Origin of the sequence: Pseudomonas sp. EA_65y_Pfl1_P113, from assembly GCF_963970525.1 — a bacterium.
Lineage (GTDB): Bacteria > Pseudomonadota > Gammaproteobacteria > Pseudomonadales > Pseudomonadaceae > Aquipseudomonas > Aquipseudomonas tritici.
This window is the reverse complement of sequence record NZ_CAXAQM010000073.1, coordinates 1-3,364: the sequence shown is the minus strand read 5'-3', so window position 1 is coordinate 3,364 and position 3,364 is coordinate 1. Positions and strand designations below refer to the sequence as shown.

General features: G+C 54.5%; 1 protein-coding gene and 1 pseudogene. Both read left to right on the top strand.

The window, feature by feature from the left end; all coding sequences use genetic code 11:
* The first annotated feature begins 106 nt into the window (after nucleotides 1-106).
* On the top strand, nucleotides 107-2,695 hold the full coding sequence (locus tag AACY52_RS28240; RefSeq protein ID WP_339561062.1) for a DUF2235 domain-containing protein: 2,589 nt from the start codon (nucleotides 107-109) through the stop codon (nucleotides 2,693-2,695).
* 364 nt (nucleotides 2,696-3,059) lie between these two features.
* Nucleotides 3,060-3,170, top strand: a pseudogene (locus AACY52_RS28235) (type VI secretion system tube protein Hcp); the annotation flags it as partial.
* Nucleotides 3,171-3,364: the final 194 nt, after the last annotated feature.

Sequence of the window (3,364 nt, the reverse complement as noted above, 5' to 3'; positions counted from 1 at the left end):
TGCATTTCTTGCCCTGTAACCAGGTGGCTGTATCGGCAGGCGCTACGTATCCCGGTCGTTCAGATTATCCGTTTCACTTCCCTCAAAAAATGCAGGAGCCGGCCACATGTCCGAAGCCATGATCCCGTCACTTCAAAGGCCTGCAGCGGCATTCCTGAGCCCGACACCTGACTTCAAGATGGGTGGGTTGCTGCCGCAAACACCCGGGGATGTATTGCGTAATTACCGGACGCAACAGGTGGCCTATCATCCGTTTGAACAACAGTCGATGGACGCCCACCATGCAGCGGGACGGGTTTACCCAGGGCCGCCCTGCATGAAGATCGTGACGGTCACGCTGTGTTTTGACGGCACGAACAACCATGAGCCGTCGGACAGCCTCGCATTGCCTTCAACCACGACCAATGTGGCGCGGCTATACCATGCGAGTGTGGGGAGTGATAACAGTGAGGCCGCTGAGCGAGAAGCCTTTTATGCCTACTACATGCAAGGGGTTGGCACCGAGTTCAAAGAAATAGGCGAGTTCAAGCCTGATAGTCAAGGGCTGACGATGTCGACGGGCGGCGAGAACCGGATTAACTGGGGATTGACTCGATTGATCGATGCGCTGAAAAGAGCATGCGGTGAGAAGCCACTGAAAGTGCCTGACGCCTACGCCCTTGTACAAAAAATGGGCACCAGCCTTGCCGAAGACGCGCTCGGGGCTTCAGTATTCAAAAGCAGCTACACGCGCCGCCGAGAGGTTTTGGCGCAACCGCTGGCGGAACTTGAAAGCCAAATTGATGCAGCTCATACGGCCAAGTCGATCCCTGAAATCATGGCAGTGCGTCTGTTTGTTTATGGTTTTTCACGCGGGGCCGCCGAGGCGCGGGCATTTGCCAACTGGCTTGAAGCCTTGACCAAGGTCGATGTGGCGGGTGATACCTGCTACCTATTTGCCGGACTACCGATCAAAATTGTGTTTATGGGGCTGTTCGACACCGTAGCCTCGGTGGGGATTCCGTACTTGGCGCCGTTTGCTGCCGGACATATGGGCTGGGCCGATGGCACCATGCGCTTGTCGGATTCGGAGAAGTTTCTTGAGCACTGCGTGCATCTGGTTGCGGCGCACGAACAGCGCAGTTGCTTCCCCGTAGACTCTATTCGGCGCAAAGCCAATCCTGACGATCCAAAATGCCCTTCCACCTATCGCCAAGGCACAGCGGAATACATCTACCCCGGCATGCACTCCGATGTCGGCGGCGGCTACCCGCGCGGCGACCAAGGTCGGGCCGCGGAGGGTGGCCATATGGTGTTGTCGCAGATCGCTCTGCACCATATGTTCAGTGAAGCCTACAAGATCGGCGCGCCGTTGCAGGCTCCCAAAGATGCTCTCGGGAGTGAGTTAGAAACGCGCTGGCCTTGGTTAGTGATGGATGGTGAAACTCGAAACGAATACGACGTAGGCACTACCCTGATCAATCGCTTCAACACCTGGCTTGACGCCATGGATAACGGCCCACTCGAAGAGGTCATGGCACGCGAAGCGGGGTTGATCACCGGTTGGCGAATCAGTCGTTACGCCAAGGGGCGTGCCAACCACACTGACGCTTATGTCAAGGTGATGAAAAACGGTCCGGGGGCAGATATGACCTCCGAGGAAGTCGACGCCTTTGAAGCTCTTCACAAGATGCAACTTGAGGAAGACGCAGCCAACCGTGCCGGCACCCCGGCACCGGTATGGTCTGAAGGTCAGCTGACCGCTCAAAAAAAACATCAAGCTATCAAGTTGGAGTATGAGCGTCGTACCGGCGCTCCGCCCACGAACACCTTCAATACCAGCAAAATGTATGAGCCGAACCTGGACTGTCGACAGTTGCTCAACGCCATGGCTGATTTCCGACGTGACTATGTGCCGGAATGGAACTTGAGCGCAGGCGAAATGTTTAGCCTGGGCACCCTTGCCAACACCTTGGTGGGGGGGCTTGTGTACATGACCAGCGAACAGGATGAAGCCCAGCACTATGCCGATCTGCGCAAGGCGGGAGAAATGAATTACGCCAGGCTGTTCGGCGAAGACGGCAAATCATTAAACGATAAAGTTTTTCCACTTATCCGCTTGTTTGATGAGCACGTGCATGACTCTCGTGCCTGGTTTATGAACGCGGCCTTGAATGAGCGGGAACTCTTCAGCGATTACTTTCGTTATCGCGGGATATTTTTCGACAATGAATCCAATAACGAACTATCGCTGTTGGTGACCGCCGAACGAGTGGTTGGCGTGGCATTGGCGGTGGCCAGTGTTGGTCTGACCATCAAGCGTCGCGACCCACGTTTCTTGGTGGGGCTGATTCTTCCGTCGTTGGGCACCCCCGTGTTTCGCGGCAAGGTGGGTTTCCCAAGCATCAGTGCGTTTGACACTGTGACAGGTCTCGCAGTGCCGATGCTTGATGGGTTGGAGTCGATTCGTACCTTTACCGCCGACCCAGGCAGCATGTCAAAAGCGGCCCAGGCGTTGCCGGTTCCTGCGCTACTGACGGAGAAAACCGCCACCACTGATGATTTGATTGCGATGCTCAAAGCCGCACAGGCACTTAAAACACCAATGCCCACTCCCTCGGTGAATCTACTTGATGGAATGTTGGCCCAGGCGCCACCCCAGAATTGGTTGGATCAGGCGAAGGGCACAGTGGAAGGTCTCACGACCGGAGACTGACGCTGAGCTCGATTTTTTACCGCGGCTAATGCATTTCTGAATACTGCGGTTACCTGGGCATCGTCTCGCCATCATGCGCAACAAGTTGCACACTAAATTGTGGAAAACCCTGTGGATAGATCGCTGCAGGTCACGCACTTAGTTATGTACAGCAAAGTGCGCAAGAAGTTGCACAGTACTGCGCAACTTCTTGCGCACTTTTAGAGGTGTTTTCCATGTAGTGAGCCAGTCCAATCTGCAACTTTTTGAGCATGACGTTGATATACAAGGTATTTAATTTTATTGGCATAATTTTTGAAGGAGTTTACTGCGCCTTCCGTGCAAAAGATCCTCTGGGGCCCTCAATTTTTAGTAAGGAGCATCTATGACTACACCCGCGTATATGTCCGTCACAGGTACCAAGCAGGGTTTCAATCACGAAGTGATGATTCCTCGCGACCCGCAATCGGGTCAACCCACCGGTTCACGCATCCACCTGTTTGCGGGTTGATGCCGTTTTGTGTGTTGTCTTCTCTCAGCCAAGGATAAGCGTATGTTCGCATCGGCCAATGCTGCGCATTTTGCGTTATTGATCCCTTCTGTTCGCCACGACTTCAAGGTCCTCGCCTTCGAGGGCACGGAAGCGATCAGCAGCTTGTATGCGATCCAGATTGAACTGGTCAGCGAGTC

Excerpts from the sequence above, each read along its gene's own strand:
- AACY52_RS28240 (WP_339561062.1), top strand. The coding sequence starts at position 107 with ATGTCCGAAGCCATGATCCCGTCACTTCAAAGGCCTGCAGCGGCATTC.